The following is a 21,409-nucleotide window of genomic DNA, read 5'->3' as shown; positions in this document are numbered from 1 at the left end:
GCCGCGCGGGCGGCCTGACAGGGCGGGTCAGCGCGTCACGGTGCCGTGGACGCGGCTGCTGTTGCCGTTCGCGTCCGTGGCGATGACGGTCACGTCGGTGGTGTCCGGGGTGGCGTTGGGCCACTCGACCGCCCACATCCCGTCCGTCGCGCTCACCTCGCCAAGGAGATCCACGCCGACGTACACCTGCACCTTCACGGGGCCGCTCGCATCGCTGGCGGTGCCGTGCAGCTGGTTGCCGTCGAGGGTGGGCGCGAGCGTGACGGTCGGCGCAATAAAGTCCAGGGTGATGCCGGGACGCGCGGTCAGCGGCACGTACGTCACGGTCGCCCCGGCGGTGTTGCCAGCGGTGACGTCCGTGACGGCCCCCTCGATGGTCGGCACGTACGTCCAGCCGCCGGCAGTGAAGGGCTGCGCCTGCACGCCGTACGTGCCGGGCGTCAGGTCATCGAAGGTGGTGGTGGCGGTCACGGCGCGGGTGGGCTGGCCGCTGGCAGTGACGCTGATCTGCCCGGCGGGGACCGGCACGGGGCTGTTCACGACGACGTTCAGTCGGCCCGTGATGGGGGCGTACGTCACGTCGCTGGCGGCGGTGGTGGCGCCCTGGATCTGCACTTGGCTGCTGGGAGCGCGGTACGTCAGGCCGTTGGTGCGCACGTCGGCGCCCGTGAGGGTGTACGTGCCGACAGGCAGGTCGGTGAGGACGCCGCTGCCGGTGAGGCTGCGGGGCGCGCCGCCGGGCAGCTGGGCGGTGACGGTGCCCGTGACGCCCTCGGGAAGTCCCAGCACGTGGACGCTGAGGTTGCCGTAACGGGGGTCGCGGGCGAAGCTGACGTTGGCGGTGCGCGTCCGGCCGCGCTCCACCGTGAAGGTCGACGGGTCGATGGTCGCGGGGTACGTGAAGTTCTGGTCGCGGACGGCGTCAGCGGTGAGGGTGTACGTTCCGGCGGCGAGGTCCGTGAGGGTCTGCGTGGCGAGGCCCGGCAGGTCCTTCTGGAAGCCGTTCGGGCCGCTGATGTGCAGCTGGGTGCTCTGCCCGTCGGGGACGCCCGCGACGTTCAGCGTGAGCTGGCCGACGAGCGGCAGGTCGTAGCGGACCTTGACGGTGGCGCGCTGCGCCTGCTCAGTGAACGTCGTGGTGGCGGGTGTCACGGCGGCGAGGTACGGCGCGCCGTCGGCGGTGACGGTCTGCGCGCGCACGGTGTACGTGCCGAGCGGCAGGTCATGGAACACCTTGCTGCTCGTGAGCACCACGGTGCCGCCAGGGCCCTGGACGGTCACGTTCGCGCCCGCCCCGGCGGGCAGGCCGGTGATGTCCACACTCAGTTCGGCTTTGGGGTCCACGCCGATGATGCTCACGCTGCCGCCGCCGTTGCCGCCGCACGCCGCGAGCAGGGCGGGCAGGAGGGCCGTCAGAAGGGTCGCGCGTTTCACTGGTGACCGCCGAGGGGCAGACGGTACGTGAGGCCGAGGGCAGCGTTGAAGCGCGGGCCGCCGTTCATGAACACCATCGCGGTGTCGAAGCGGGCGCCGAGCCCTTCGAGGCCGGGGCGGTTCAGGCGCGTCTGCACGCCGAGCAGCACGGTCGGGCGGATCTGCGTGCCGGTGGACGCGCTGATGGTGGTGGCGCCCACGCCGACGAACGGGCGGTACGCGCCGTACGACTCGGCAGGCTGAGCGATCAGCGTCGCGCCGAATGCGGGCACGAGCGACGCGCCCGCAGCGAACGTGACGTCCGCACGCGCCCACATCGTCAGGTCACCCGTGGTGAACAGGGGCGCGGTCGCGCTCAGGTCGAGGGGGACGAGGCCCGCGCGGGGAATGCCGACGCTGAAGCCGAGGTCGAGCGGGGCAGCGGAGGCCGCGCCGCACGCCAGCAGGGCAAGGAGGGAAAGGGTACGTTTCATGCAGGGTCTCCCGGGCGCTCAGTTGTACGCTTCGATGATGACGTTGCCGGTGCTTGTGCCGGTGACGTGCCAGAAGTACAGGCGGTTGGTGGCGTTCTGGGTGCCGTAGCTGATGGAGTGCCAGCCGTCGTCGTTCACGCTGGTGGGCAGGGCGATGTCCGCGTTGCGGTGCAGGGTGGCGTGGTACGTGCGCTGCGCGTACCCCCAGCCGTCACCCCAGTTGTTGTGCGAGTCGAACCAGAAGTTCGGGTTCATGGCGCGCAGGTCCAGCAGGTACCACGTGTCGGAGCCGCTGGTGACGTTGAAGTTCACCTGACCGTCGAAGCCGGGCGTCGGGCGCAGCACGGGCAGCAGGTTCGCGCTCGTGAGGGTCGCGGTGGTTTCCGCGCGGCGCTCGTTGCCGGACGGGTCAGCGGCGATGACGGTGTAATCGTGCTCACCGGCGGCGTCCGGCGCGTAGTCGAGCGTCCAGGAGGACCCGTCGAACAGCACGGGGAACACCTCGGTGTCTGCGGTGGCGTCGGCGTCGTCGGTGCTGCCGATCAGGCGGGCGCCGTCGTACACGCGGACGCTGGCGATGCTGGCGTTGTCACTGGCGGTGCCGCGCAGCTGCGTGGGGCGTCCGGCCTGGGCGTTCACGGCGTCCAGCGTGAGGGTGGGCGCCTCGAAGTCGGCCTGCATGGCCGTGGCACTGAACGGCAGCGTGAACGTCTTGGTGAACGTCATCTGCTCGGCGGTGTGCTCGCCGGTGGCGACCCAGGCGCGGACGGTGGCGCGCACGTTCAGGTTCTGAGCGTCGACGGTGCCGAGCGCGCGGGCGCGGGCGCCCAGTTTGCTGCTCACCAGCAGTTCCCCCAGCGTGGCGTCCGGGGTGCCCTGGTCGTTCACGACGTCGTACGAGACGGTGTAATCGCTCAGGGGGACGCTGTGATGCGCGTTGTTGGCGCTGGGGCTGCGCACGGCGAGGCGCAGGTCGAACTCGTCGCGCGTGAACGCGGCGCTGGCGGGCAGTTTGCTGCTGAACGTCGCGGCGTCCTCTTCCGCGAGGGTGTGCAGCGTGACGTTCACGGCCGGGGTGGCGGTGATGTCCTGCAGGGCCGTCTTGCCGTACGCGAGGAATTCCCCGCCGGTCGCGAGGCCGCTGCTCTCGAAGGTGTACGTGCCGCGCGGCAGCAGGACGCTGGTCTTGGGCGTTTCGCGCGTGAGCGTCAGGGTCTGCTGCGCGCCGCCGCTCTGGTACACGTTCTGACCGTTGAACAGCACGGGCTGGCCGCTGGCGTCGTACACGCGGACGTCGACGGTGTTGATGACCGGGGCGCCCTGGTCATCGAGGGGGAGGCCCTGCGTGCGGACCGCGCTGAGCGGCGCCGTGAGCGTGAAGCTCACGAGGTCGCTGCTCTGGGCGGGGGCCGCGGGGGTCTGGCTGCACGCGGCGAGGCTGAGGGTAAGGGCGGCGAGGCCGAGAGCGAAGTTTCGTTGACGGGTCATGAGGCTCCTTCAGTCGGGCGAGGGGGAGGGTTCGTGCGGACGCTGAGGAGCGCTTGAGCGTGAAAGGGCTGACCTTCACGCCCAAGCGCTCCTCGGGGCCTCAGACGCCGGGAATGTACGCGAGGACGTCCACGTTCCGCTGCGCGCGGCTCTCGTTACCGTGGGGGTCCGTGGCGATGACCGTCAGGTCGTGCGCGCCGTCACTGTCGGGCGTCCAGGTCATCGTCCACGCGGTGGACGTGGCGCCCGTACCGTCCTCGCCGAAGGTGATGGCGGCCACGTCATCCTCGGGGTTGGTGCTGCCGATCAGGGTGGTGCCGTCGTACACCTGCACGGCCGCGACGCGGCTCTCGGGGTCGTTGGCGGTGCCGCTGACCTGCAGGGGCAGGTTCTGCACCGCCACCGGCAGTTCGTCCAGCGTCACGTCGGGCACGCCGAGGTCGGCGCTGATGGTGTCGACCTTGAGGGGGAACGTGGCGGTGACCGTGCGCGTCTGGCGCGCGGCGTGTTCCGGACCGTCAGCAACCCAGGCCTGTACGGTGGCGGTCGCGTTGATGGCGGTCGCGTCGGTGCTGCCGATCACCTTGAGGCGCGTGCCGAGCGGGCTGGCGCCCAGCGTGGTGGTCAGCGGCGCGTCGTAGGTGACGTCATAGTCACTCAGGGGCACGTCGTACGCCACGTTGCCGCTCAGCGGGGTGGGCACGCGGAGGCGCAGGTCCAGCACGTCCGTGGTCGACGTGAACGACACCGGCATGCGGGGGCTGAGCGCCAGGTGGGCGGGGTCGAGCAGGGTGTGCACGCTCAGGTTGACGTTTGTGGTCAGGTCCGTGAGGCTCACGTCCGCGTTCGTGCCGTACGCGAGGAACGCGCCGGAGGTGCTGTTCTTGCCGATGTTCTCGAAGGTGTACGTGCCTTTGGGCAGGACGACCTTGAGGTTGGGGGAGGTGACGTCCAGCTGCAGGTACGCCTGGGGGCCGTCCGCCTGATAGACGTTCTGACCATCGAAGGTCACGGCGTGCCCGCTCGCGTCGTGGACGACCACCTTGAGGGTATTGACGGTGCCCGCGCCGCCCGGGAGGCCCTGCGTTTTGATCGGGCCGAACGGGGCGTTGAGGGTCAGGGTGACCAGTTCACCGGACGGTGCCGGTGCGGGCGTGGCCGCCGGGGTCTGCATGCACGCGCCGAGGGCGAGGGCCAGGGTGGCAAGGATCAGGGGGGAGGGTTGACGCATCGGGGCTCCTTCCCGCGTGTCGCGGGGTACTGGCTGTCTTCTGGGGGGGTGGAGACAGGTCTGATGACCGCGGTGGGCGCACCACTGGCTCGGTCCGTTCAAGGTGCCCGGATACTGAACAGACGTCGTTGCGTCGCAGGTTGAAACGAATAACGCTTAATCCTTCTCTTCACAATCGGCAAACGCCCTTACAGCCCTCTTACAGCTTCCTCATGTTCACGAAGCCCGCCTAACTCAGTGTTGCCGGTACAGGCTGGGTGCACCGGCAAAAACTGGACTTCCGGCAATGCGACTGGAGTAAGAGAGATGTAAGGAAGTCATGAAGGACCTAAAGTCTAGATTAAGTGATTCGACATGGGGGTGCAATGGCGTGCACCCCCATGGCACCGTCACCTGAAGCATTCCGGACACCCCATCATCGCGGGCGCCTACGAGCCCCAGCGCCTCAGGGCGAGAGTCAAACTCTGTGCAGTGGTCAGCGGTTGGGATAGTCCAGCACCATCCGTCCGCGTCCACCAGCAGGTCATGCTGCACGCCGCGACCGAGCGCCTCGTATGGGAGCGCCGCGCAGCCACCAGGTAGGTAGACCGCTGCTCATCCCGGCGAGGCTGCAGGTCCGGCCAGCGCCAGTACGCTACCAGCACGCGCGCGCACTCGCCCTCCGCAGGGCGGAGGCGCCGAATAGGCAACAGGTTCGTGAACGGCGTACCGCTCAGCTTTACGTCCAGGCAGCCGTCCAGGTCAGGCAGGGGGGCACCGTCATCCCCTGTCCAGCGGCCCCGCCCATCCGCGTGGTCCGTGGCCCGGACGGACGCGGCGCCGTGGACTTCGAGGTGCAGCGTCCGCACGCACCAATGCGGGCCGCACGTCACGTCGTACCGCACGGCGTGTGGATGCCCCAGCGCCTGTCCAATCGCGCTACCGACCGCCCGGACGCTGTCCTGCGTTTCATGCCGTGAAACGTGGTTCACGGCATGAAGCACCGACGAGGTCCACAGCACCGCTCTGGCCATACCTCCCCTGCGCATGGTCATGCTCACTCCTCGGTGAGCGTGGCTTTCAGGTCGAGCGCTCCGGCCCGGCGGGCGGAGCGTCCGGCAGGGCGCCACCAAACAGGCCCACGACTTCCAGGCGTACCAGCCAGCGGGCCACCTGCACGCGGTCCGGCTGCAACCCGGACCGCAGCCACCACAGCACGATCGAGAGGCCCATGCTCGCCAGGACCGGCGCGCACAACGTGGGCGGCACGAGCGCCGGCGTGCTGGTCAGCAGGTGCTGAGGGAGCAGCCGCTCCAGGAAGTCCTCCAGCCGCTGATGCAGCTCCAGGAAGAACGCCGGCATACCGTTCGCGCCCAGCATCAGGCGGTAGAAGTCGGCGTTCTCCTCCACGTGTGCCAGGAACACCAGCGTCAGTTCCGGCGGGTCTACGGCAGGGTCCAGCCACGCACGTGATCGCACCGGCCCGCGCAGGCGCGCATGCGCCGCCTCCAGCGCGGCACTCAGGTCGTTCAGGACGTCCTGAACGACGTCGTACTTGTCCTGGTGGTGGCGGTAGAAGGTCGTACGGTGCACGCCCGCGCGGGCCGTGAGGGCCTGCACGCTCACATTCGCGTACCCATGCTCGCGGACGAGTTCCACGAGGGCCCGCCGCAACGCGAGGCGCGTCCGGCGGGACCGGGCGTCCTGGGGCCGCGCCGACAGGGGAAAGTCAGCCATACCGCGACGCACCATAGCGTGCCACGCGACACCGGGCGGACGTGTGTCGTGAAAGTAAACTGCCCACGCTTCCAGCGGCCCGCGCGGACTTACGCTGCGTGGGTTCAGCCTGGGCGGCCGCCGGAGGGGAGGGCCACCCCGCCCGGGCAAAAGGAGCTTATGAGCATCGAACAGCAGATCGTGGGCCGAACGCTCGTCCTCACCGTGAACAACCCCCCCGTCAACGTCCTCTCACCGGGCGTGCCGGAAGGGCTCATGGCAGGCCTGGACGCGGCGCACGCCAACGAGCAGGTGCAGGCGGTCGTGATTGTCGGCGGTGGGCGGACCTTCATCGCGGGTGCGGACGTCAGGACGTTCAGCGGGGCGGAAGGGGACGCGCCGGATGTCCGCGGCCTGATGGCCGCCCTGGACGCGAGCGAGAAGCCGGTCATCGCCGCCATTCACGGAACGGCCCTGGGTGGCGGGCTGGAGGTCGCGCTCGCCTGCACGTACCGGGTGGCGGTGCCGGACGCGCAGCTCGGCCTGCCGGAAGTGAAGCTGGGGCTGCTGCCGGGCGCGGGCGGAACGCAGCGCCTCCCGCGGCTGATCGGCGTGGAGGCCGCCCTGTCACTGATGACGACGGGGGACAGCGTGAGCGGCGCGCAGGCGCACGCGATGGGCCTCGTGGACGAGGTCATCACGGGGGACCTGTTGACCGGCGCGCAGGCGTTCGCGGAGCGCGTGGCCGCGGCGTGGCCCCTGCCGCGCGTGAGCGAACGCCCGGTGAACGCGGCCACCGTGGATTTCGCGGCGGTCCGTGCGGCCCTGCAGCAGCGCGCGCGCGGGCTGGCGTCCCCGTTCCTGATCGTGGACCTCGTGGAGGCGAGCACGCGCGTGCCGTTCGAGGAGGGCCTGCGCCTGGAAGCGGACGCGTTCATGCGCGCGTTGCAGACGCCGCAGTCACGCGGGTTGCGGCACGCGTTCTTCGCGGAGCGCGAAGCGGCGAAGATCAACGGCCTCCCGAAGGGCACCCCCACGCGTGACGTGCGGTCCGTGGCGGTGATCGGCGCGGGCACCATGGGGGGCGGCATCGCGATGAACTTCGCGAACGCGGGCGTGCCCGTGACGCTCGTGGAGACGCAGCGAGAAGCGCTGGACCGCGGCCTGGCCGTGATCCGCCGGAATTACGAGCAGTCCGCGCGCAAGGGGCGGCTGACGCCCCAGCAGGTGGAGGAGCGCATGGGCCTGCTGAGGCCCACCCTGGACATGGCCGACATCGCGGACGCGGACCTCGTGATCGAGGCGGTGTTCGAGAACATGGACGTGAAGAAGGCCGTGTTCGCGCAGCTCGACGCGCACGCGAAACCCACGGCGATGCTCGCGACGAACACGTCCACGCTCGACGTGGATGCGCTCGCGGCGGGCACCCGCGATCCGTCGCGGGTGCTGGGCATGCACTTCTTCAGCCCGGCGAACGTCATGAAACTGCTGGAGGTCGTGCGCGGCGAGCGGACCGCGCCGGACGTCCTGGCGACGGTCATGCGTGTGGCGCGCACCATCCGCAAGGTCGGCGTGGTCGTCGGCGTGTGCGATGGGTTCGTCGGGAACCGCATGATCAACGCGTACGGCCGCGAAGCGCACCAGCTGCTCGTGGAGGGCGCGTCCCCGCGCGACGTGGACGACGCCATGCACGCGTTCGGGTTGCCCATGGGGCCGTTCGAGATGAGTGACATGGCGGGCCTGGACATCGGGTACGCGATCCGGCAGCGGCACGCGCACGAGGCGGGGTTGGACCGCAGCGACACGGTCCTCGACCGCCTGGTGGACCTGGGCCGCAAGGGGCAGAAGACCGGCGCGGGCGTGTACCGCTATGCGGACGGCCGGACGCCCGAACCGGACGCCGTCACGGACGACGTGCTCACGCAGTACCGCGCGGAGCAGGGCGTGACCCCGCGCGACGTGCCGCGCGAGGAGATCACCAAACGCCTCGTGTACCAGCTGGTCAACGAGGGCGCGCGCATCCTGGAGGAGGGCGTCGCGCAGCGCGCGAGCGACATTGACGTCATCTACCTGTACGGGTACGGCTTCCCGGCGTACCGGGGTGGCCCGATGCGGTACGCGGACGAGGTCGGCCTGGCGCGCGTGCTCGCGGACATCCGCGCGCTCCACGCGCAACACGGGAGCACCTGGGCGCCCGCGCCGCTGCTGGAACGCCTCGCGCGCGACGGGCAGACGTTCACGGGGAACGCATGAACAAGGTGTACGACACGGCCGAGGCGGCCCTGCAGGACGTCGTCCGCGACGGCGTGTCCCTGGCGGTGGGCGGATTCGCGTCGGCGGGCGTGCCGACGCTGCTGCTGGGCGCCCTGCGCGCCCTGAACGTGCGGGCGTTGTCCCTGATCTGCTGCTCCACGCAGCGCAGCGAGGACTTCGGCGTGAACCTGCTGCTCACGAACCGGCAGGTTACGAAGCTCACGACCAGTTACCTCGGCCCGAACGACGTCGTGAAGGGCCTGTACGTGAACAAGGAACTGCAGGTGGAACTCGTGCCGCAAGGCACCCTCGCGGAGCGCCTGCGCGCAGGGGGCGCGGGCATCCCGGCGTTCTTCACGCCGGTCGGCGCGGGCACGGTCGTGCAGAACGGCAAGGAAACCCGCGAGATTGCCGGGCACCCCTGCATTCTGGAGGAGGCGCTCGTGCCGGACGTCGGCTTCGTGAAGGCGTGGCGTGCGGACCGCTCCGGGAACCTCGTGTACCGCCGCACCGCGCAGAACTTCAACCCGCAGGTTGCCGCGGCCGCGCGCGTGACCATCGCGGAGGTCGAGGAGATCGTGGACGTCGGACAGATCGACCCGGACCACGTGCACACACCCGGCGTGTACGTGCAGCGCGTCGTGCTGAACCCTCACCCGGACCGGACCATCCGCAACCTGAAGCTCCGGGAGGACCGCTGATGCCCTGGACACGCAGCGAAATGGCCGCGCGCGCCGCGCAGGAACTCCGTGACGGCACGTACGTGAACCTCGGCATCGGCTTGCCGACGCTCGTCGCGAACCACGTCCCGGACGGCGTGAACGTGTTCTTCGAGAGTGAGAACGGTCTGCTCGGCCTGGGCCCGTACCCCACCGAGGCGGAGGTGGACGCGGATCTGCTGAACGCCGGCGGGGAAACGGCGACGTTCGTGCCCGGCGCGAGTTGCTTCAGCAGCGCTGACGGGTTCGGGATGATCCGCGGCGGGCACATTGACCTCGCCATCCTGGGCGGCCTGCAGGTGAGCGAGACGGGCGACCTGGCGAACTGGATGGTGCCGGGGCAGTTCGTGAGCGGCATGGGCGGCGCCATGGACCTCGTGATCGGCGCGAAACGCGTGATCGTGCTGATGGAGCACGTGAACAAACGCGGTGAACCGAAGGTCGTGCGGGCAACGCCGTTGCCGCTCACGGGGCAGCGCGTCGTGAGCCGCATCATCACGGACCTGGGCGTGCTGGACGTGACGCCCGCCGGGCTGGAACTGGTGGAACTGGCGCCCGGCGTGACGCTGGAGGCCCTGCAGGGCCACACGGCCGCAGCCATTCGCGTGCCGGAAAGGAGCGGGCCCCTGACCCCGGGCGCGCCCTGAGCAGGCGCGGCAATGCCTGGGCGCGTCCACTGGACCAAATGGAGCAGTGGACGCGCCTTCAGGGCACCCCGCGCGGGCGGCTTCCCGGTGGACACAGCGCCTGAAGTGCAGGCGCTGTGTTGAGGGCGATGCCTGAAGCTTGAAGACCAACCGCCGGGCGGGTTGAAGTGCCCACAGCGTATCGAGTGGGGTTCAGGGCCCAGTGGGTCCTCAGGCGGTCATTTCACCTTGACGAGCCAGCCGTCGGGGGCGGGGCGGTCACCGAACTGAATGCCGATGAGTTCGTCGTACAGAGCGCGCGTGACCGGGCCGACGTCCGTTTCGCTGTAGAAGACGTGGTAGTGGTCACCGTGCTGAATGCCGCCGATGGGCGTGATGACGGCGGCGGTGCCGCACGCGCCCGCTTCGCTGTACTGGTCGAGCTGGTCAATGTACACGTCGCCTTCCTCGACGTCCAGGCCGAGGCGGTCGCGGGCAATGTCGAGCAGGGAGTACTTGGTGATGCTTTCGAGGATGGACGGGGATTTGGGCGTCACGAAGCGGCGGCCGTCGCGGGTGATGGCGAAGAAGTTCGCGGCGCCGACCTCCTCGATCTTGGTGTGCGTGGCCGGGTCGAGGTAGATGCAGTCCGCGAAGTGCCGCGCCTTGGCTTCGTGGTTGGCGAGGAGGCTGGCGGCGTAGTTCCCGCCGACCTTGGCGGCGCCGGTGCCGTTGGGGGCAGCGCGGTCGTAGCTGGACACCATGAAGTTCGTGGGGGTGAGGCCGCCCTTGAAGTACGCGCCGACCGGGATGCAGAACACGCCGAAGATGAATTCGGAGGCGCTGCGCACGCCGATGTTGTCGCCGACGCCGATGACGTAGGGGCGCAGGTACAGCGCGCCGCCCGTGCCGTAGGGGGGCACGAAGCGTTCGTTGGCGAGGACGACCTGACGGCACGCCTCGATGAACTTGTCGGTGGGGACGGCGGGCATCAGGAGGCGCGCGCAGGAGCGCTGCATGCGCGCGGCGTTCTGGTCGGGGCGGAAGAGGCTGATGGAGCCGTCCTGCGCGCGGTACGCCTTGAGGCCTTCGAAGCACTGCTGGCCGTAGTGCAGGGCGGTGCTGCCTTCGCTGATGTGCAGCTGGTTGTCTTCGGTGAGGGTGCCGTCGTCCCATGCGCCGTCCCGCCAGTGCGAGAGGTAGCGCAGGTCCGTTTTGATGTAGTTGAAGCCGAGGTTCTGCCAGTCGAGCGGTTGTGCGTCCACGGTCCTATTGTGTCTGACGGCGGACACGCTGGGGGGAGTGGGCATCCGGCGGGTTGTCTACACACTCTGTTGACAAGAATTATCAACAAACTTACGGTGGGTGGGCTTTCAGGAGGAACCCCATGCATCTCGCCCGCTTCCCACGGCGCGTCTACACCCCCCACGCCACCCCCATCGAGAAACTCACGCACCTCAGCGCCCATCTCGGCGGCCCTGACCTTTACATCAAACGCGACGACCTCACCGGCCTCACCGGCGGCGGCAACAAAACCCGCAAACTCGAATTCCTCGTAGCCGACGCTCTCGCGCAGGGCGCCGACACGCTCATCACCGTCGGCGCCGTTCAGAGCAACCACTGCCGCCTCACCCTCGCCGCCGCCGTCAAGGAAGGCCTCAAGTGCCGTCTGGTGCTGGAGCAGCGCGTGCCCGGCAGCTACCGCGAGGACGCCAGCGGCAACAACTTCCTGTTTCAGCTGCTCGGCGTGGAAAGCGTCACCGTCGTCGACGGCGGCAGCGACCTGAACGCCGCCATGCAGGCCATCCAGGACGACCTCGCCCGCGAGGGCCGCAAGGGCTACATCATCCCGGGCGGCGGCAGCAACGCCCTCGGCGCGCTCGGGTACGTCGCCTGCGCCGAGGAACTCCTCGCGCAGACGTACGCGCAGGGCCTCCCGCTCGACCACATCGTGTGCGCGAGCGGCAGCGCCGGCACGCACGCCGGGCTGCTCGTCGGCCTGCACGGCAACAACGCCCAGATTCCCCTCACCGGCATCAACGTCCGCCGCGTCCGTGACGTGCAGGAAGGCAACGTGCACGCGCTCGCGCAGCAGACCGCCGACCTGCTCGGCCTCGGCGCTGTTCCCCGCGGCGCCGTCACCGCCCTCGACGAGTGGGTGGGGGAGGGGTACTCCATCCCCACGCCCGGCATGGTCGAGGCCGTGCAGCTGCTCGCACGACTCGACGGCATCCTCCTTGACCCGGTGTACACCGGCAAGGCCATGGCTGGCCTGATCGACCTCGTGCGCCGCGGGCACTTCGGGCGTGGGCAGAAGGTGCTGTTCGTCCACACCGGCGGCGCGCCCGCGCTGTACGCGTACGAGGACGTGCTGCGCGCATGACCCGCACCGTCGGCGTGCTCGGCGGCCTCGGCCCGGACGCCACGCTGGACTTCTTCGCGAAGGTCCTGCGCGCCAGCCGCGCCGAGCGGGAGCAGGACCACCTGCGCCTCCTCATCGACAACAACCCGCAGGTGCCGGACCGCAACGCCGCCCTCACGGGCCGCGGGGCGTCGCCCGGCCCGGCGCTCGCGGGTATGGCGCGCGGCCTGGAAGCCGCCGGCGCGGACTTCCTCGTGATGGTCTGCAACACCGCCCACGCGTACCAGGCGGACATCGAGGCGGCCGTGCGGGTGCCGTTCGTGAGCCTGATCGACGAGACGGTCCACGCGACCCTCCGCGCCGTGCCGGGCGCGCGCGCCGTCGGGCTGCTCGCCACCACCACCTGCCTCGACGCGGGACTGTACCAGCGTGCATTCGCGCCGCACGGCGTGCGCATGATCGAACCGGACGCCGCGGGCCGCGCGCGCTTCATGGAGGTGCTGTACCGCATCAAGGCCGGGGACACCGGCGCGGCCGTGCGGGCGGACATGCGCGCCCTCGGCCTCGCGCTCGCGGACGCCGGCGCGGACGCCCTTGTCGCCGGCTGCACGGAAGTGCCGCTCGTGCTGGGCGCCGCGGACGTCCCCGTGCCCCTGATCAGCTCCACGGACGTGCTGGTGGAACGCACCGTCCAGTACGCCCGGGGCCTCGCGCCTCTGCCCACGCGGTCCACCGAGGTTCCCTCATGATCACTGAACGCCCCGAACTGCTGGCCGCCATTGACCGCCTCAACGCGGCGGGCGTTCCGGCCGCCATCACCTTCAACACACACATCACCGCGCTCGCCATCGCACGCAGCCTCGGGCGGCACGGCGTGCCCGTGCTCGGCCTGGACCGCGAGGGCGGCGGCCTCGGCCAGCGCAGCCGTTACCTCAGCGCGCTCGCGCTCTGCCCGGACGTCGCGGACAGCGGGCGCGCGTTCGTGGACTTCCTGCTGGACCTCGGGCCGCACTTCGCGCACAAGCCGGTGCTGTTCCCCACCAACGACGACTGGGTGTTCGCCACCGCCCGCCACAAGCAGGAACTGGAGCGGCATTACCACGTGCCGTTCAGTGGGCAGGACGTCATCGACACCGCCCTGAACAAGACCGCGCTGTACCGCGCCGCCGACGCGCTCGGCATTCCCATTCCGCAAAGCTGGTTCCTGGACGGCGCGCCCCTGGAGGCCCTCGCCGCCGGGCCGCACCCGACCGTGCAGGCGGTCGCGGCGCAGGTGCCGTACCCGGTCATCCTGAAGCCTGACGAGTCCCGCGCGTTCTACGAGGCGTACCGCGCGAAGGTGTTCGTCGTGAACACCCCCGAGGAGTTCGCCGCACGCGTGCAGGACGCCGCCGCCCTCGGGTTGCGGCTGGTCGCGCAGCGCATCGTGCACACGAAACCCGGCGGGTTCTACAGCGTGTGCAGTTACCTCGACGCGGGCAGCCAGCCGCGCGGAGTGTTCGTGGGCCGCAAGCTGGAGCAGTACCCGCCAGACTTCGGCACGTCCTGCCTCGCGGACGCGCGGTACGTGCCGGACATCGCGGAGCGCGGCGTGCGCGTCCTGCAGGCACTGGGGTTCCACGGCATCAGCGAGATCGAGTTCGTGCAGGACCCCGACACGGGCGAGCACCTGCTCCTCGACGTGAACACCCGCAGCTGGAAGTGGATCGGGCTGCCCATTGCGAGCGGCATCGACCTGCCGCTGCTCGCGTACCGCGACGCCATCGGCGAGACGTTCGACGCGCCCGCGCAGCGTGACGGCGTGCGCTGGACGTTCCTGCGCGACTACGTGAAGCTCGTGCGCGAACGCGCGGGCGTCATCCCCGAGGAGCACGTCCGCAAGGACGAGTGGCTGGGCCTGATCCGCGGGGAACGCCCCGCCGACGGCACGCTCGTGGACGGCATCCTCGACCCGGACGACCCCGAGCCCTTCTACGAGGTCCTGAAAGGCGAACTGTTCGGCTTCGTCTACACCTGCGCCTGCTGAACACCCCGCCCCGCGCCCCCAAGGAGACACGAATGCGTTTTGGTTACTGGATGCCTATTTTCGGCGGGTGGCTCCGCAACGTCGAGCAGGAAGGCATGAGCACCGACTGGGCGTACGTCCGCGACGTCGCCGTGCAGTCCGAGCAGGTCGGGTTCGACCTGAGCCTCATCGCGGAACTCAACCTGAACGACATCAAGGGCCCGCAGGCGCCCAGCCTGGACGCCTGGACGCTCGCGCCCGCCGTCGCGGCGGTCACGGAGCGGCTGGAGCTGATGCTCGCGGTCCGCCCGAACTACCACGCGCCCGCCCTCACCGCGAAAGCCATCAGCACGCTGGACGTCATCGCGCCCGGCCGCATCAGCCTGAACGTCGTCAGCAGCTGGTGGGCGGACGAAGCCCGGCAGTACGGCATGCCCTTCGACCAGCACGACGACCGCTACGCCCGCACCGAGGAGTGGCTGGGCGTCGTGCGGCGCCTGCTGACGGAGCCCGTCGTGGACCACGCGGGCGCGCTGTACCAGCTGTACGGCACGCACCTCGAACCCAAACCCGCGCGCCCCACGACCGTGTACATGGGCGGCGAGTCCCCACGCGCGAAGGAACTCATCAGCGCGCAGTCCGATGCGTACGTCATGCACGGCGACGCGCCCGACGTGATCGCCGCGAAGATCGCGGACATGCGCGCCCGTCGCGAGGCGGCGGGCGCGCCGCCCCTGCAGTTCGGCATGGCCGCGTACGTCATCTGCCGCGACACCGAGGAGGAGGCGCAGGCGGAGCGGGCGCGCATCACGGACGTGCAGCAGAGCCCGCAGGCGTACGCGTCGTACCAGGACTTCCTGCGTGGCAGCCAGCTGGAAAGCCAGGTGAGCCTGGAGGAGTACAGCGTCAGCAACCGGGGCCTGCGCCCGCGCCTGATCGGAACGCCCGCGCAGATCGCCGCGCGCATCCGCGAGTACGAGGCGGCGGGCCTGGACCTGCTGCTGCTGCAGTTCAGTCCGCAGCGCGAGGAAATGGCGCGGTTCGGGCGGGACGTCATTCAGGCGCACTTCCGCGCTCAGGCTGCCGTTCCGTCCTGACCTCCAACCGGTGAGGCGGGCGCCGCGTTGCAGACGCGGCGCCCTTCGGGTTCAGGGTTTCGCTGACCCTCGGTGCGTGACGGGCGCGCGAGCGGCGCGGCCTGCCAGCAGCCCGAGCAGCGCCATAAGGACTGCTGCGCCCAGCGCTCCGGCGACCACGAGGTTCCGCACGAACGTCACGGTCTTGACCTGCAGGGGGTACTGCCCGTGCGTCTGCAGGTACGTGGCGTCCACGTAGCGGGCGCCGTCGTCGGTGCGGCCATCCATGAACGCGCCGGCGTCGCGGATGATCAGCGTCTGCGGCGACCCGATGGGCGTGCCGGGCGCGCTGCTGCCGAACAGGGCGTTCACGCTCGCGTCCGCCGGCTCGACGAGCTGCACGCGGTGCGCGTCGCGGCTCACAATAGCTGCAGCACCGAACGCGAGCGCGGCGACGAACAGCGCGAGCACCGCGAGGACGTTGAAGGTCCGCTGGAAGCGAGCGAGGATCATGGCGTGCGCGCTCCGCTCAGTTGCTCGCGATGAACTTCAGCGCGACCTGCAACGTGTTGTTCACGCGGCCACCGTCGATGCTGGCGTTCTTCACGCCGAAGTCGCTGAGTTTCACGGGGAAGGCCGTGGTGATGGCGAGCGCGTCGCCTTTGAGGCCGGCGGCTTTCGTGGCGGCGTTCGCGGGGGTGAGCTTCACGGTCGCGCGGGTCGTAACGGGCCGCGTCACGCCGTTGAGCGTGAGGTTGCCGCGCACCTCGTACGCGTCGCCGCTGACGTGCTTCACGCTGGTCGTCTGGAAGCGCAGGGTCGGCACCTTGTCGAAGTTCAGCCAGCCAGCGCTGCGCATGTGCTCGTCGCGCAGGGCCATGCCGGTGCGGATGCTCGCGCCGTTCACGATGATGGTGCCGCGACCCGTGCGCGTGGCCGGGTCGAAGGTGACGGTGCCGGTCACGTTGCTGGTACGGCCCGTGAAGTTCTCGACGCTCGTTTCGCTCTCCACGGTCATGAGCGTCAGGTCCTCCTTGCCGCCGACGACCGTGAACGTGGACGGCGCGGCGCTGGCAGAAGAGAGAATCAGCAGGGACAGGGGCAGCAGGAATGTACGCATCGGGGCTCCTTGAAAGGGATCGAGAGTTCAGCGGTCACGTGGACCTGCGGTCAAGGTAGGCAGTGGACCTGTGCGCCCGCTGTGCCCGGGCGCGCCCGGCGCACAGGTGACGCACAGCCGCGCGTGGTATCCAGGGCTCGTGACGACCAGCAGCGGCCCGAGGATTCTGATTGTCGAGGACGATCCCGGCATTCGCGAGTACCTGTCGCTGGGCCTGCGGTACGAGGGGTTCGACGTGCGCTCCGCCGCCACGGGCGGCGAGGGCCTCACACAGTACGCGGAGCACGGCGCGGACCTCGTGGTGCTGGACGTGATGCTGCCCGGCCCGGACGGGTTCGCGTTCCTGCGGGACCTGCGCGCGCGCGACGCCGTGCCTGTCGTGATGCTCACCGCGCGCGACAGCGTCGACGACCGCATCCTCGGGCTGGAGAGCGGCGCGGACGACTACCTCACGAAACCGTTCGCGTTCGGTGAGCTGGTGGCGCGCATCCGCACGGTGCTGCGCCGCGCGCGCCCTGACACGCTCGGCATCGTCCGGTACGCGGACCTGGAACTGAATGAGACGAGCCGCGAGGCGCGCCGCGGCGGGCAGCGGCTCGACATGCGCCCCACCACCTTCGACCTGCTGGTGTTCCTCGCGCGCCACCCGGAGCGCGTCCTGCCGAAAAGCGTCATTCTGGACGCCGTGTGGGGCCCGCAATTTCTCGGCAGTGACAACGTCGTGGAGCTCTACGTCGGGTACGCGCGCCGCGCACTCGGCACGCCGCCCCTGCTGCACACGCTGCGCGGCGCGGGGTACATGCTCAAGGAGCAGCGGTGAGCGCCCGCCTCGCGCGGCTGCCGCTGGAAACGCGCCTGTTCGTGGCGCTGCTGGTGGCCATCCTGATCATCACGCTGCCGCTGTACAGCCTCGTGCTGGTGCAGGCGCGGAACTACACCGAGGCGCAGCTGCGCACGTCCCTCACGCAGCACCTCGCGCTCGCAGCGCGCTCGCCCGGGTACGCGCGGCACCGCCTCGCCGACGCCGCCGACGCGACGCGCAGCTGGGGCGTGCTGGTGGACCGCGGCGGGCAGGCGTGGTTCACGGACGGCGTGCCGCACGCCCCGCCTCCCGCGTCGGCGCTCGCGCGCGCGCGGCAGGGTCTGCCCGCCGAGTACCGCGCCGGGCAGACCCTGGTGCAGCTGCGCGCCGTGCCCGGCGGCGTGATCGGCCTGGCCGGCGACCTGGAAAGCATCACGACGTTCATCCTGCGGCTGTGCCGCATCAACCTGTCCATCGCGGCGGCGCTGGTGCTGGTTGCCTCCCTGACCGGCGGCGTGCTGCTGCGCCTGGGGTTGCAGCCGCTGCGGGGCATCACGCGGCAGGCGCGGCGCCTGTCGGCGGCGCACCTGAGTGAGCGCCTGCCCGTGCCCGCCACGCACGACGAGGTGCGCGCCCTCGCGGAGAGCCTGAACGGCATGCTGGACCGCCTCGACGGGTCGTTCGCGGCCCTGCGCGCCGAGGAGTCACGCACGCGCGCGTTCGCGGCGGACGCGTCCCACGAGCTGCGCACCCCCCTGGCGGCGTTGAACGGGTACCTGGAGGTGCTCGCGCGCGCGCCAGAGGACACGCAGGTGCGCCTGGAGCTGTTGATGGCGGCGCGCCGCGAGTCGGAGCGCGCCGGGCGGCTCGTGGAGGATCTGCTGACGCTCACGCGCCTCGACTCGGGCGAGGCGCTGCGGCCTGAACCGCTGGAGGTGCGCGCGTGGCTGACGGCGTTCGCGGACCGTGTGCGCCCGGTGCTGCCGCAGCATGACCTGCGGGTGAGCGTGCGCGGCCTGCAGCAGGTGTGGGCGCACGCGGACGCGCTGCGGCTGGAGCAGGCCCTCTGGAACCTGCTGCGCAACGCCGCGCGGCACGCCCCGCCCGGCACGGTCATTCACGTGCACGCGGCGCAGGAACTGGACGCCGTGGCGTTCACGGTGGAGGACGAGGGGCCGGGCTTCACGGTGGAAGGCCTGCAGCGCGGCTTCGAGCGGTTCTACCGCGCGCACCGCGATGCGCACGGCGCGGGGTTGGGCCTCGCCATCGTGCGCAGCATCGCGGAAGCGCACGGCGGGCTCGCCAGGCTCGGCAACCGCGCGTCCGGCGGGGCGTTCGTGCGCTTCACGGCAGCGGCGTACCCGAGGGCGCTGCGCTGAGCACGACCCACCCAAACAGATTTTACCGGGGTGTTATCGACAGCAGTACGGTCACGCGCGTAGTCTGCAGGCATGGACGACCGCACCTACACCGCCTTCAGCGGCCCGAACCTGCTCATCACCGCGCCGCTCCCCGATCTGCTGCGTACCCTCAAAACCCACCACGACCAGCACGGCGCCCCCACCCTGATCTTCGACGACCACACCGGCCAGCAGGTCGACTTCGACCTGCGCGGCACCCTTGACGACGTCCTCCAACGCCACTTGCCCCCACCCGCCAAAAAAGGCCCGGGCCGCCCAAAACTCGGCGTCACCTCCCGCGAAGTCACCCTGCTCCCCCGACACTGGGCGTGGCTCGACGAGCAACGCGGCGGCGCGTCCGCCACCCTGCGCCGCCTGATCGACGACGCCCGCAAACTCCAGCCCGACCCGCAGGGCGCCGCGCGCGCCGCTGAAGCCGCCGGACGCTTCATGACCGCCCTCGCCGGCGACCTCCCACACTACGAGGAAGCTTCACGCGCCCTCTACGCCGGGCAGGGCGACCGCCTCGACGCGCTCACCGCCGACTGGCCCGCTGACATCCGCGCGCACACCCTGCGCCTCGCCGCGCCCGCCCTGCACCGACCCGAAACGCCTGCCGCGCCCGAAAACGCCGAACCGCTCAGCTGAGCAGAGCGTCCACGACCGCGCGCGTCGCCTGCGCCGTCCCCAGCGCACTCCGTCCATCCGGCACGGGCACCTGCAGTTGCAGGCACACCGCGCGCAACGCCGGGCGGGGCTCATCCGGGTACGCGCGCTCCAGCAGATCCTGCACGCCCGTCACCGTTCCCTGAATCGGCTCCGCCCCGCCCGCCGCCAGCGCCGCATTCAGCGCCTGCAACGCGAACGCCGCCGCCCACGCCCGCACCGTGAACCCCCGCAACTCCGCCAGCAGCGCCTCACGCCACTCCGCCAGCGGCGCCTCCCCGAGCAGCCCCGAACGGTCCAACCCATGCACGCGCGCAGCGCCCACCTCGACCTCCACGCTCGGGAACGCGCGGCGCACGAACGCCGACCCGTCCTCACGCAACACCGCCACCTCAATCGCCTCCCCAGGGAGGCCCGTCGTCAACACCGCCAGCACCCGGTACGGCTGCCCAGGCGTCAGGCCATACGCGCGCAGCGCCTCACGGTAGGCGTCCAGTCGAGCAGGGGGAAGAGTCATGCGGGCTCCTTTCCGCGTGGCGCACGCCACAGCACCGCTCCAGCATGGCCCACGCCGCCAGCCCCTGTCGTGCAACGAACCTTCACGCACGCGAAAGCGCCCCGCCGCCGGGACCAACGTACACTACGGGTCGTGCAGGAACGAACAGGGACCAGGACGCGATGATGCGCTACGTACGAGAATTCCTGCAGCTGGCGCCGGCACAGCGTGACCACCTGCCCGCCGGCCGCATCGCCCTGGGCGTCGCGCTGCCGCTGCTGCTCCTGCTGTCCCTGAACCGCCTCGACCTCACCATCTACGCCTCGTTTGCGGCGTTCACCGGCATCTACGCGCGGCACGAACCCCTCAGCTCCCGCTTCCGGCATCAACTGACCAGCGCGGTCCTGCTCCTGACCTGCGAGGCCTTCGGATGGTGGCTCGCCGCAACGCACATCGGCCCCTGGGGCCTCGCCCTGGCCGCCGCCGTCACCTCCGGTGTGGGCGCCGTCCTGGCCGCCGCACTGGGATTACGACCCGCCGGATCGTTGTTTTTCGTGTTCGCCGTCACGAGCATCGCGAGCCTCCCGAAGCCAGCGCCGTTCGGGCTGGCCATGGGCGTTGGCGTGGCCGCCGCGGCATTCAGTGTGACGCTCGGCGTTCTGGGCGCGCGCTTCTCGGAACGCACCCGCCCGGACGAACTGCACCTGCCACCCCCGAACTCGCTGCGCGAGGTGGAACTGACGTGGCACGGCCTGCGCCATACGCTGGCGGCCCTGCTGGGCGGCGCCGCGGCCGCCCTGCTTGCCGCGTTCGGGCACGGGGCATGGGCCGTGGTGGCCGCCGTCGCGCCTATCTCCGCTCAGGACCACCAGGGCCGCGTCAAACGCGGGATTCAGCGGATTGTCGGAACCCTGCTGGGCGTGGTGTTCTCCGCTGTGCTGCTGGCGGTGCCGTGGCAGCCGTGGGCCCAGGTGGTGTGGATCGTGACCCTGCAGTTCCTCGCGGAACTGTTCGTGGCGAGAAACTACAGCGTCGCGCTGCTGTTCGTCACCCCGCTGGCGCTCCTGATGACGCAGCTCGCGCACCCGTCCGGCACCTGGGGGCTGCTGGCATCACGCACCGTCGAAACAGTGGTCGGGGCCGCCATCGGCCTTGGCGTCGTGTGGGTCGTCCGTTCCGCCGAGGAACGCCGATCCGTCTGATCCAAGGCGCCACCGCAGGCACGGACCAGCACCCCCCAGCCACTCACCACAGGATGTGCGCACTGGCCACGCCAGCTCAGGACACGGCTCAGGCGCACATCGCATCTGCCTGCGTCACGCATCACCTTGTGACCCACGTCAATGCCCGTTACTGGCCCGCAGATTCCTGAAACAGGAAGATGTCCTCAATGCGGGCCGCAAACAAAAGGCTGATCCGAAAGGCAAGCGGCAGGCTCGGGTCGTATTTGCCCGTCTCAATGGCATTGATGGTCTGACGTGACACGTCCAGTTGCTCTGCCAGGTCGGATTGCGTCCAGCCCCGCTGCTTCCGCAGGGCCCGAATGTGGTTATTCACCGCTGG

General features: G+C 70.3%; 22 protein-coding genes. 11 read left to right on the top strand and 11 right to left on the bottom strand.

The window, feature by feature from the left end; genetic code table 11:
* Positions 1-27 precede the first annotated feature (27 nt).
* The 6 genes from DEIMA_RS01935 to DEIMA_RS16655 all read right to left on the bottom strand — a co-directional run bounded on the left by DEIMA_RS01935 (position 28) and on the right by DEIMA_RS16655 (position 6,342).
* Positions 28-1,434: a hypothetical protein gene (locus DEIMA_RS01935; protein WP_013555549.1), complete on the bottom strand. Its 1,407-nt coding sequence runs from the start codon at positions 1,432-1,434 to the stop codon at positions 28-30.
* The gene (locus tag DEIMA_RS01930; protein WP_013555548.1) at positions 1,431-1,907 is read right to left on the bottom strand and encodes a hypothetical protein; all 477 of its coding nucleotides are present in this window, start codon (positions 1,905-1,907) and stop codon (positions 1,431-1,433) included. The genes DEIMA_RS01935 and DEIMA_RS01930 overlap by 4 nt, the downstream gene beginning before the upstream one ends.
* Before the next feature lie 18 nt (positions 1,908-1,925).
* The gene (locus DEIMA_RS01925) at positions 1,926-3,395 is read right to left on the bottom strand and encodes a hypothetical protein (protein ID WP_013555547.1); all 1,470 of its coding nucleotides are present in this window, start codon (positions 3,393-3,395) and stop codon (positions 1,926-1,928) included.
* A 100-nt stretch (positions 3,396-3,495) separates the two neighbouring features.
* Positions 3,496-4,626 carry a hypothetical protein gene (locus tag DEIMA_RS01920; RefSeq protein ID WP_013555546.1) on the bottom strand — a complete coding sequence of 377 codons (1,131 nt, stop codon included), beginning with the start codon at positions 4,624-4,626 and terminating at the stop codon, positions 3,496-3,498.
* Positions 4,627-5,054: 428 nt separating this feature from the next.
* Entirely contained in the window at positions 5,055-5,639 is a 585-nt protein-coding gene (locus tag DEIMA_RS18930; protein WP_148234870.1) for a putative glycolipid-binding domain-containing protein, read from the bottom strand.
* Positions 5,640-5,685: 46 nt separating this feature from the next.
* Positions 5,686-6,342, bottom strand: a complete 657-nt coding sequence (locus tag DEIMA_RS16655; protein ID WP_013555545.1) for a TetR/AcrR family transcriptional regulator — start codon at positions 6,340-6,342, stop codon at positions 5,686-5,688.
* 159 nt (positions 6,343-6,501) lie between these two features.
* On the opposite strand from DEIMA_RS16655, the gene DEIMA_RS01905 reads away from it, so the two are divergent.
* From DEIMA_RS01905 to DEIMA_RS01895, 3 genes are read left to right on the top strand one after another with little or no spacing between them, the layout of a single operon-like run.
* On the top strand, positions 6,502-8,574 hold the full coding sequence (locus tag DEIMA_RS01905; RefSeq protein WP_013555544.1) for a 3-hydroxyacyl-CoA dehydrogenase NAD-binding domain-containing protein: 2,073 nt from the start codon (positions 6,502-6,504) through the stop codon (positions 8,572-8,574).
* Positions 8,571-9,275, top strand: a complete 705-nt coding sequence (locus tag DEIMA_RS01900; RefSeq protein WP_013555543.1) for a CoA transferase subunit A — start codon at positions 8,571-8,573, stop codon at positions 9,273-9,275. Before DEIMA_RS01905 ends, DEIMA_RS01900 begins: the two co-directional genes overlap by 4 nt.
* A complete protein-coding gene (locus tag DEIMA_RS01895; protein WP_013555542.1) occupies positions 9,275-9,940 on the top strand; it encodes a 3-oxoacid CoA-transferase subunit B in 666 nt (221 codons plus the stop codon). The genes DEIMA_RS01900 and DEIMA_RS01895 overlap by 1 nt, the downstream gene beginning before the upstream one ends.
* Before the next feature lie 218 nt (positions 9,941-10,158).
* Here DEIMA_RS01895 and DEIMA_RS01890 read toward each other — a convergent pair whose 3' ends face one another.
* Positions 10,159-11,184, bottom strand: coding sequence for a branched-chain amino acid aminotransferase (locus DEIMA_RS01890; RefSeq protein ID WP_148234869.1), 1,026 nt, complete (start codon positions 11,182-11,184; stop codon positions 10,159-10,161).
* Positions 11,185-11,306: 122 nt separating this feature from the next.
* On the opposite strand from DEIMA_RS01890, the gene cuyA reads away from it, so the two are divergent.
* Genes cuyA through DEIMA_RS01870 form a run of 4 tightly spaced genes read left to right on the top strand, consistent with a single transcriptional unit; the run spans position 11,307 to position 15,383 of the window.
* Positions 11,307-12,302, top strand: coding sequence for a D-cysteate sulfo-lyase (gene cuyA / locus DEIMA_RS01885; RefSeq protein WP_013555540.1), 996 nt, complete (start codon positions 11,307-11,309; stop codon positions 12,300-12,302).
* The gene (gene cuyB / locus DEIMA_RS01880) at positions 12,299-13,030 is read left to right on the top strand and encodes a cysteate racemase (RefSeq protein WP_013555539.1); all 732 of its coding nucleotides are present in this window, start codon (positions 12,299-12,301) and stop codon (positions 13,028-13,030) included. Before cuyA ends, cuyB begins: the two co-directional genes overlap by 4 nt.
* Positions 13,027-14,307, top strand: a complete 1,281-nt coding sequence (locus DEIMA_RS01875; protein WP_013555538.1) for a carboxylate--amine ligase — start codon at positions 13,027-13,029, stop codon at positions 14,305-14,307. The genes cuyB and DEIMA_RS01875 overlap by 4 nt, the downstream gene beginning before the upstream one ends.
* A gap of 32 nt (positions 14,308-14,339) precedes the next feature.
* The gene (locus tag DEIMA_RS01870) at positions 14,340-15,383 is read left to right on the top strand and encodes an LLM class flavin-dependent oxidoreductase (protein ID WP_013555537.1); all 1,044 of its coding nucleotides are present in this window, start codon (positions 14,340-14,342) and stop codon (positions 15,381-15,383) included.
* 51 nt (positions 15,384-15,434) lie between these two features.
* On the opposite strand, the gene DEIMA_RS01865 is transcribed toward DEIMA_RS01870, so the two are convergent.
* Both DEIMA_RS01865 and DEIMA_RS01860 read right to left on the bottom strand, forming a co-directional pair.
* A complete protein-coding gene (locus DEIMA_RS01865; RefSeq protein ID WP_013555536.1) occupies positions 15,435-15,875 on the bottom strand; it encodes a hypothetical protein in 441 nt (146 codons plus the stop codon).
* Between the two features lie 16 nt (positions 15,876-15,891).
* A complete protein-coding gene (locus tag DEIMA_RS01860; RefSeq protein WP_013555535.1) occupies positions 15,892-16,482 on the bottom strand; it encodes a YceI family protein in 591 nt (196 codons plus the stop codon).
* Positions 16,483-16,621: 139 nt separating this feature from the next.
* Between DEIMA_RS01860 and DEIMA_RS01855 the strand changes: the two genes are divergently transcribed.
* The 3 genes from DEIMA_RS01855 to DEIMA_RS01845 all read left to right on the top strand — a co-directional run bounded on the left by DEIMA_RS01855 (position 16,622) and on the right by DEIMA_RS01845 (position 19,332).
* The gene (locus tag DEIMA_RS01855) at positions 16,622-17,302 is read left to right on the top strand and encodes a response regulator transcription factor (RefSeq protein ID WP_245528340.1); all 681 of its coding nucleotides are present in this window, start codon (positions 16,622-16,624) and stop codon (positions 17,300-17,302) included.
* Positions 17,299-18,663, top strand: coding sequence for a HAMP domain-containing sensor histidine kinase (locus DEIMA_RS01850; protein WP_013555533.1), 1,365 nt, complete (start codon positions 17,299-17,301; stop codon positions 18,661-18,663). The genes DEIMA_RS01855 and DEIMA_RS01850 overlap by 4 nt, the downstream gene beginning before the upstream one ends.
* Before the next feature lie 72 nt (positions 18,664-18,735).
* Complete coding sequence (locus DEIMA_RS01845) at positions 18,736-19,332, top strand: DUF2239 family protein (protein ID WP_013555532.1); 597 nt, start codon at positions 18,736-18,738, stop codon at positions 19,330-19,332.
* Here the strand turns inward: DEIMA_RS01845 and DEIMA_RS01840 are convergent.
* Positions 19,325-19,867, bottom strand: coding sequence for a 3'-5' exonuclease family protein (locus DEIMA_RS01840; protein ID WP_013555531.1), 543 nt, complete (start codon positions 19,865-19,867; stop codon positions 19,325-19,327). The two genes, DEIMA_RS01845 and DEIMA_RS01840, sit on opposite strands and share 8 nt — an antisense overlap.
* A gap of 164 nt (positions 19,868-20,031) precedes the next feature.
* Here DEIMA_RS01840 and DEIMA_RS01835 point away from each other — a divergent pair, with 164 nt between their 5' ends.
* Positions 20,032-21,048, top strand: coding sequence for an FUSC family protein (locus DEIMA_RS01835; RefSeq protein WP_013555530.1), 1,017 nt, complete (start codon positions 20,032-20,034; stop codon positions 21,046-21,048).
* A 148-nt stretch (positions 21,049-21,196) separates the two neighbouring features.
* Here the strand turns inward: DEIMA_RS01835 and DEIMA_RS01830 are convergent, their stop codons facing one another.
* A complete protein-coding gene (locus DEIMA_RS01830; protein ID WP_043816371.1) occupies positions 21,197-21,403 on the bottom strand; it encodes a helix-turn-helix transcriptional regulator in 207 nt (68 codons plus the stop codon).
* Positions 21,404-21,409: the final 6 nt, after the last annotated feature.

The organism is Deinococcus maricopensis DSM 21211, from assembly GCF_000186385.1.
Lineage (GTDB): Bacteria > Deinococcota > Deinococci > Deinococcales > Deinococcaceae > Deinococcus_B > Deinococcus_B maricopensis.
Note: the sequence above shows the minus strand (reverse complement) of the source record. Positions and strands in the feature narration are given on the sequence as shown.

What these genes read in the sequence shown, in the direction of transcription:
- DEIMA_RS01930 (WP_013555548.1), bottom strand. Translation starts at nt 1,907, where the DNA reads ATGAAACGTACCCTTTCCCTCCTTGCCCTGCTGGCGTGCGGCGCGGCC.
- DEIMA_RS01925 (WP_013555547.1), bottom strand. Translation starts at nt 3,395, where the DNA reads ATGACCCGTCAACGAAACTTCGCTCTCGGCCTCGCCGCCCTTACCCTC.
- DEIMA_RS01920 (WP_013555546.1), bottom strand. Translation starts at nt 4,626, where the DNA reads ATGCGTCAACCCTCCCCCCTGATCCTTGCCACCCTGGCCCTCGCCCTC.
- DEIMA_RS18930 (WP_148234870.1), bottom strand. Translation starts at nt 5,639, where the DNA reads ATGGCCAGAGCGGTGCTGTGGACCTCGTCGGTGCTTCATGCCGTGAAC.
- DEIMA_RS16655 (WP_013555545.1), bottom strand. Translation starts at nt 6,342, where the DNA reads ATGGCTGACTTTCCCCTGTCGGCGCGGCCCCAGGACGCCCGGTCCCGC.
- DEIMA_RS01905 (WP_013555544.1), top strand. Translation starts at nt 6,502, where the DNA reads ATGAGCATCGAACAGCAGATCGTGGGCCGAACGCTCGTCCTCACCGTG.
- DEIMA_RS01900 (WP_013555543.1), top strand. Translation starts at nt 8,571, where the DNA reads ATGAACAAGGTGTACGACACGGCCGAGGCGGCCCTGCAGGACGTCGTC.
- DEIMA_RS01895 (WP_013555542.1), top strand. Translation starts at nt 9,275, where the DNA reads ATGCCCTGGACACGCAGCGAAATGGCCGCGCGCGCCGCGCAGGAACTC.
- cuyA (WP_013555540.1), top strand. Translation starts at nt 11,307, where the DNA reads ATGCATCTCGCCCGCTTCCCACGGCGCGTCTACACCCCCCACGCCACC.
- cuyB (WP_013555539.1), top strand. Translation starts at nt 12,299, where the DNA reads ATGACCCGCACCGTCGGCGTGCTCGGCGGCCTCGGCCCGGACGCCACG.
- DEIMA_RS01875 (WP_013555538.1), top strand. Translation starts at nt 13,027, where the DNA reads ATGATCACTGAACGCCCCGAACTGCTGGCCGCCATTGACCGCCTCAAC.
- DEIMA_RS01870 (WP_013555537.1), top strand. Translation starts at nt 14,340, where the DNA reads ATGCGTTTTGGTTACTGGATGCCTATTTTCGGCGGGTGGCTCCGCAAC.
- DEIMA_RS01865 (WP_013555536.1), bottom strand. Translation starts at nt 15,875, where the DNA reads ATGATCCTCGCTCGCTTCCAGCGGACCTTCAACGTCCTCGCGGTGCTC.
- DEIMA_RS01860 (WP_013555535.1), bottom strand. Translation starts at nt 16,482, where the DNA reads ATGCGTACATTCCTGCTGCCCCTGTCCCTGCTGATTCTCTCTTCTGCC.
- DEIMA_RS01845 (WP_013555532.1), top strand. Translation starts at nt 18,736, where the DNA reads ATGGACGACCGCACCTACACCGCCTTCAGCGGCCCGAACCTGCTCATC.
- DEIMA_RS01840 (WP_013555531.1), bottom strand. Translation starts at nt 19,867, where the DNA reads ATGACTCTTCCCCCTGCTCGACTGGACGCCTACCGTGAGGCGCTGCGC.
- DEIMA_RS01835 (WP_013555530.1), top strand. Translation starts at nt 20,032, where the DNA reads ATGCGCTACGTACGAGAATTCCTGCAGCTGGCGCCGGCACAGCGTGAC.